This is a genomic window from Falsiroseomonas sp. RANM36 (genome assembly GCF_056682175.1).
Map to the genome: position 1 here is coordinate 136,818 of NZ_JBWXTD010000007.1, position 5,687 is coordinate 142,504.

At 71.6% G+C, this 5,687-nt stretch carries 4 protein-coding genes; all 4 read left to right on the forward strand.

Annotation, left to right across the window (positions count from 1 at the left end; genetic code table 11):
- Nucleotides 1-134: 134 nt before the first annotated feature.
- Nucleotides 135-1,874: a thiamine pyrophosphate-binding protein gene (locus tag AC1MIR_RS24790; protein WP_480030843.1), complete on the forward strand. Its 1,740-nt coding sequence runs from the start codon at nucleotides 135-137 to the stop codon at nucleotides 1,872-1,874.
- On the forward strand, nucleotides 1,871-3,442 hold the full coding sequence (locus AC1MIR_RS24795; RefSeq protein WP_480030844.1) for an acyl-CoA synthetase: 1,572 nt from the start codon (nucleotides 1,871-1,873) through the stop codon (nucleotides 3,440-3,442). Before AC1MIR_RS24790 ends, AC1MIR_RS24795 begins: the two co-directional genes overlap by 4 nt.
- 25 nt (nucleotides 3,443-3,467) lie before the next feature.
- Complete coding sequence (locus tag AC1MIR_RS24800) at nucleotides 3,468-4,697, forward strand: metal-dependent hydrolase family protein (protein WP_480030845.1); 1,230 nt, start codon at nucleotides 3,468-3,470, stop codon at nucleotides 4,695-4,697.
- Between the two features lie 46 nt (nucleotides 4,698-4,743).
- Nucleotides 4,744-5,687, forward strand: a 944-nt coding sequence (locus AC1MIR_RS24805; RefSeq protein ID WP_480030846.1) for a polysaccharide deacetylase family protein, incomplete at its 3' end; no start/stop codon positions are given.

Genomic DNA, 5,687 nt, shown 5'->3' on the forward strand with positions numbered 1-5,687 from the left:
GGCGTTGGGGGGTTGCGTTGCGCACCGGGACCGACGGCTCCAGCCCCGCCCTGACCCCGCTCGCCGCCGCGCGGGGCGGACGCATCGGACAATCGGCGCGCGACTTCGTCGCGGCCATGCTGGAGCATGTGTGAATGTCATCCAATGCCACGCGACGCATGACCGGCGGCCAGGCGCTCGCGGAAATGCTGAAGCTGCACGACGCGGGACCGATGTTCGGCATGGGCGGCTTCCAGCTGCTGCCCTTCTACGAGGCCTGCCGCGCGCTCGGCGTGCAGCACATGCTGATCAACGACGAGCGCTGCGGCGCCTTCGCCGCCGATGCCTATGCCCGCGTGACCAACCGGCCTGGTCTGGTGGACGGCACGCTCGGGCCCGGCGCGACCAACCTGGCGACCGGGCTCGCCGAGGCGTTCAACGCCGGCATGCCGATGGTCGCCATCATCGGCGACGCCAACCGCCAGCACGCCTGGAAGAACATGACGCAGGAGGCGCGGCAGTTCGACGTGCTGCGCCCGCTGGTGAAGGAGGCGATCCGCGTCGAGGTCATCTCACGCATCCCGGAGCATCTGCGCCGCGCCTTCGCGGTGGCGACAAGCGGCCGGCCCGGCCCGGTGCTGATCGCGGTGCCGGAGGACATCGCGCATGGCGAGCACGACTTCGACGCCGGCGATTTCTGGGTGGACCCCGGCACGCTCCGCGCCCAGGCGCGCCGGATGCGCCCCGATGCGCAGGATCTCGCCCGCGCCGTCGCGCAGCTCGCCCGCGCCGAGCGGCCGATGGTGCTGGCCGGCGGCGGCATCCATATCAGCGAGGCCGCCGAGGCGCTGACGCGCTTCGCCGAAGCCCAGGGCATCCCGGTGGCGCACACCATGTCCGGCAAGGGCGCGATCGCCTGCACGCATGCGCTCTCGGCCGGTGTCTTCGGCCGCTATTCGCGCATCGCCAACGACCTGATCGCGCAGTCCGACTGCCTTCTGGTGGTCGGCTGCAAGCTCGGCGAGATCGCGACGAAGCGCTTCACGCTGATGCCCGCGGGCGTGCCGCTGATCCATGTGGATGTGCTGCCGGAGGAGATCGGGCGGACCACGCGCACCGACATCGCGCTCGCCGGCGATGCGCGCGCGACGCTGGAGGAGCTGACCGAGGCGCTGCGCGACGGCGGCAGGCGCGCTTCCTCCCGCGCCATCTGGTGCGCCGAGGTGCCGCGCCGCATGGCCGAATGGCGCGCCGGCGCGCGGGAGCGGCTGGAATCGGTCGAATCGCCGATCAATGTCGGCCGGCTGCTCGGCGAGCTCAACACGGTGATGCCGGAGGATGCGGTGCTCGTCGCCGATGGCGGCTTCGCCGCGCATTGGGGCGCGCTGTTCTTCGACACCAAGCGCGCAGGCCGTCATTTCGTCGCGGATCGCGGCTTCGCCTCCATCGGCTATGGCGTGCCGGGCGGCATCGGCGCGCAGCTCGGCGTGGGGAAGGGGCGGCGGGTCGTGTCGCTGACCGGCGATGGCGGCTTCAACATGTCCATGGGCGAGCTGGAGACGGCGCGCCGCGCCGGCGCCGCCTTCGTCTGCTGCATCTTCAACAACGCCGCCTCCGGCTACGTGAAGGCGCTGCAGCACGCGGTCTATGGCGCGGGCAACTACCAGTCCTCGGACCTCGTTGAGATGGACTACGCCGCCGTCACGCGCGCCATGGGCTGCCACGGCATCCGCGTGACGGATCCCGGGAAGCTCGGCGCCGCGCTGCGCGAGGGGCTGGAGAACACCGACACGCCGACCGTGCTCGACATCGTCGTCACGCGCGACCCGGCGCGGATGCTGCCGGCGGCGGACAACCGCACCCTCAAGGTGCAGAAGGGTGACAGGCCGGTATGATGCAAGCGATCGCGACCGCCGCCAATCTCGGCCGCCTGCTGACCCAGACCGCGCGCCGCATTCCCGACGCCCCCGCGCTGGTCTGGCGCGACCGCGGGTGGACCTTCGCCGAGCTCGATTCGCGCGTGGACCGGCTGGCGGCGGCGCTGCGCGGCCTCGGCGTGGCCAAGGGCGACCGCGTGCTGGTCCATTCCCGCAACTCGAACCGCATGTTCGAGAGCATGTGGGCGTGCTTCAAGGCCGGCGCCGTCTGGGTGCCGACCAACTTCCGCCTGACGCCGAGCGAAGTCGCGTATCTCGCCACCTCCTCCCGCGCCATCGTGATGCTGCGCGACGAGGGTTTCCGGGGCCATGCCGAGGCGGTGCGCGCCGCCTCCCCCCATCTCCGCCACGTCATCGCGATGGGCGAGGGCCGGGCGGCCGACGAGCTGGCCTATGAGACGCTGCTGGTCGCGCATGCGCCGACCCTGCCCGATGCCGAGGAGCCGGTCGCCCATGAGGACCCGTGCTGGTTCTTCTACACCTCCGGCACCACCGGGCGGCCCAAGGCGGCGGTGCTGACGCATGGCCAGATGGCCTTCGTGGTGACCAACCAGCTGGCGGACCTGATGCCCGGCACGACGGAGCACGACGCCTCGCTGGTGGTCGCGCCGCTCTCGCACGGTGCGGGCGTCCATCAGCTGGCGCAGGTGGCGCGCGGCGCGGCGACGATCCTGACCGCGGGCGAGAAGCTCGATCCCGCCGAGGCCTGGGCGCTGGTCGAGACGCACCGCGTCAGCAACATGTTCTGCGTGCCGACCATCCTGACGGCGCTGGTGCGGCACCCCGCGGTGGACCGGCACGACCACTCCAGCCTGCGCCACGTGATCTATGCCGGCGCGCCGATGTACGAGGCCGACCAGGCGGAGGCGCTCGCGAAGCTCGGCCCCTGCCTGGTGCAATATTTCGGCCTGGGCGAGGTGACCGGCAACATAACCGTCCTGCGCCCCGACATGCACACGCCCGAGAACGCCGGCAGCTGCGGCGTGCCGCGTACCGGGATGGAGGTCGCGATCCTCGCCGAGGACGGCGCGCGGCTTCCGCCCGACACGGTTGGAGAAATCTGCGTGCGCGGCCCGGCCGTCTTCGCCGGCTACTTCGAGAACGAGGAGGCGAACCGCAAGGCCTTCGCCGGCGGCTGGTTCCACACCGGCGATCTCGGCCGGATGGACGCGCGCGGCTTCCTCTGGATCACCGGCCGCGCCTCGGACATGTACATCTCCGGCGGGTCGAACGTGTATCCGCGCGAGGCGGAGGAGGCGATCCTGACGCATCCCGCGATCGCCGAATGCGCCGTGGTCGGGCTTCCCCATCCGAAATGGGGCGAGGCCGGCGTCGCCTGCGTCGTGCCCCGGCTTGGCGGGATGGTGGAGGAAGCGCAGCTCCTGGCGCATCTGCAGGGCCGCATCGCCCGCTACAAGCAGCCGTTGCGCGTCGTCGTCTGGGATACGCTGCCGAAATCGGGTTACGGCAAGGTGCCGAAGACCCTGGTGAAGGCGCGGCTGGCGGAGGAGGGCATCGCGTTCTAGCCTTCGGCTCGACCGGAGACCCGCAATGACCGCCACCCTCTTCGCGAACGCAAGCATCCTGGACGGCACCGCCGACCATGCCGTGGAAGGCCATGTCCTGGTCGAGGGCGGGCTGATCAAGGAGGTCTCGGACAGGCCGATCACCGCCGCCTCCGCGCTGAAGCTCGATCTGCGCGGACGGACCCTGATGCCCGGCCTGATCGACGCGCATGTGCATGTGATCGCGTCCGAAGTGAACCTCGCGCGCCACGCGCTGCTGCCGGACGCGGTGGTCGCCTTCCGCGCGGCCAAGATCATGCAAGGCATGCTGATGCGCGGCTTCACCACCATCCGCGACCTCGGCGGCGCGACGGAGGGCCTGCGCGCGGCGCGGCAGGAGGGGCATTTCGACGCGCCGCGCATGGTGATCTGCGGCAAGGCGATCGGCGCGACGGGCGGGCACACGGACGGGCGCGGGCGCTACGACAGCCGGGAGATGCACTGGCTGGAGCAGCGCCTCGGCTGCCTCGGCCGCCTGGCGGACGGCGTGGACGCCGTGCGCCGCGCCTGCCGCGAGGAGATCAAGGCCGGCGCGGACTACATCAAGATCATGGCCAATGGCGGCGTCGCCTCGCCCACGGACCCCATTGCGTTCCTCGGCTACAGCCGGGACGAGATCCGCGCCGCGGTCGAGGAGGCGGAGATGGCGCAGACCTATGTCGCTGCGCATCTCTACACCGACGAGGCCATCGGCCGCGCCGTGGAATGCGGCGTGCGGAGCCTGGAGCATTGCAACCTGATCGAGGAGGCGACCGCGCGGAAGGCCGCCGAGGCCGGCGCCATCGCCTGCCCGACGCTCGTCACCTACCAGGCGCTGAAGGACGAGGGCGCCTCCCTCGGCCTGCCGCCGGAGAGCGTCGCCAAGATCGACACGGTCCGGCTCGCGGGGCTGGAGAGCCTGGAGAAGATGCGTCGCGCCGGCCTGGTCATGGCGTTCGGCACCGACCTTCTCGGCGACATGCATCGGCACCAGTCCGAGGAGTTCGTCATCCGCGGCCGCGTGCTGCCCGCAATCGAGGTGATCCGCAGCACCACGATGCACGCCGCGAAGCTGCTGCGCATGGAGGGACGGATCGGCGTGGTGGCGCCCGGCGCCTTCGGCGACCTGATCGTCGTGGAGGGCGATCCGCTGAAGGACCTGTCGCTGCTGACCGGCCAGGGGCGGCACATCGGCGCCATCATGCTCGGCGGCCGCTTCGTCAAGCACGCAGACTAGCGTTGCGGCCGCGTCGCGCCTTGGCGGAGGAAGGGCCGCTGCAGCGGTGATCGACCCCGAGGACCGCCTGCCGCATGCGCCCCTGCCGCTGCGCCCGCCTCTCGACTGGCCGGGCGGCGCGCGGCTGGCCGTCTGGGTCTGCCCGAACATCGAGCATTACGAGTTCCTGCCGGCGGCGATCCGGCAACGCGACCCGTGGCCCCGCACGCCGCATCCCGACATCCTCTCCTACAGCCTGAAGGACTACGGCAACCGCGCCGGCGTCTGGCGCGTGATGGAGGTGCTGGACGCGCACGGCATCCGCGGCACCGTCTCGCTGAGCATGGCGGTCGGCGAGATGTTCCCGGCGATCCTGGACGCCATCCTCGCCCGCGACTGGGACGTGTTCAGCCACGGTCTCTACAACACGCGCTACCACTGGGGCCTTGAGGAGGAGGCGGAGCGGTCGGAGATCCTGGCCAGCGTCGAGGCCTGGCGCCGCATGACCGGCCGGCGGCTTCGCGGCTGGTTCTCCCCGGCGGCGTCCAACACGCTGCGCACCCCGGACCTCGTCGCGGAGGCCGGCATCACCTACATCTGCGACTTCTACCACGACGACCAGCCGACGCCGGTGCGCGTCCGGTCGGGGCGGCTCGTCTCGCTGCCCTACCAGATGGATCTCAACGACGCGGTGATGATCGCCGCCGGCGCCGCCGAAGCCGAGGATTTCGCCCGGGCCGGGCGCGACATGTTCGACACGCTGTACGCCGAGGGCGAGACGCAGCCGCGGGCGATGTGCATCGCGCTGCATCCCTACATCTTCGGCCGGCCGCATCGTGTGCGCCACCTGGACGCGCTGTTGCGCCACATCGCCCGGCACGACGGCGTCTGGTTCGCCACCGGCGCGGAGATGGCGGATTGGTACCTCGATCGGCACCACGACGCCGCGATGGCGGCGGGCGCGCCGGGGCGCCGCCCCCCGGCCCCCCCCCCCCCCCACCCACCCGGCCC

Bases quoted from the DNA above. Each gene is read 5' to 3' on its own strand.
- AC1MIR_RS24790 (WP_480030843.1), top strand. From the start codon at position 135: ATGTCATCCAATGCCACGCGACGCATGACCGGCGGCCAGGCGCTCGCG.
- AC1MIR_RS24795 (WP_480030844.1), top strand. From the start codon at position 1,871: ATGATGCAAGCGATCGCGACCGCCGCCAATCTCGGCCGCCTGCTGACC.
- AC1MIR_RS24800 (WP_480030845.1), top strand. From the start codon at position 3,468: ATGACCGCCACCCTCTTCGCGAACGCAAGCATCCTGGACGGCACCGCC.